This is a genomic window from Paenisporosarcina sp. P5_A11 (assembly GCF_056400705.1).
Genome location: NZ_JBFUKT010000402.1, coordinates 1 through 527, shown reverse-complemented (window position 1 = coordinate 527; position 527 = coordinate 1). Strand labels below are relative to the sequence as shown.

The window sequence follows — 527 nt, the reverse complement described above, 5'->3', positions numbered from 1 at the left end:
AAATATTATAAGCGTTGTTCAACTAACCGTTAGTTGATTAAGACCCAACTTCTAATCAATCTCCCCTATTTTCGTATGCTGAAAAAAAGTAATATCTTATCCAATTTTATGTATTTCTCCATACAGTTGCATATTTCTTCTGATATTTACTATCTTCTTCTGTTGCTATTAAATCAAGGGATACTTGTTTTATTTCAACTTTCTTTAATTCATCATATAAGTTTCTAAAACCTTGGATAATATCGTATCGAATCAAAGTGTGATTTTTTTCCTCTTTACAGTTTCTAAAGCGGTCTGTAAAGTGATTAATTAACAATTCTTGTTGTTCATCTCCAGCTAAACCTACTCTCCAAATGGATTGCAAACTATGTCTTGCAGTGACAAATTTAGGATCTTTCGTTAATTCCCATAATGAGGGGAAATCATTAAGAATTCTTTTCTCTGGGTCACTTATTGCTAAATTAGAAAGAAATTGTGCTGCACGTGATCTTTTATGATTATCTCGATTGCTTAGGTCTTGTAAGAAT

1 protein-coding gene is annotated in these 527 nt (G+C 31.1%); it reads right to left on the bottom strand.

Features of this window, described 5'->3' with window-relative positions; all coding sequences use genetic code 11:
• Positions 1 to 106: 106 nt before the first annotated feature.
• Positions 107 to 527, bottom strand: a 421-nt coding sequence (locus tag AC1DOS_RS20530; RefSeq protein WP_477538957.1) for a hypothetical protein, incomplete at its 5' end; no start/stop codon positions are given.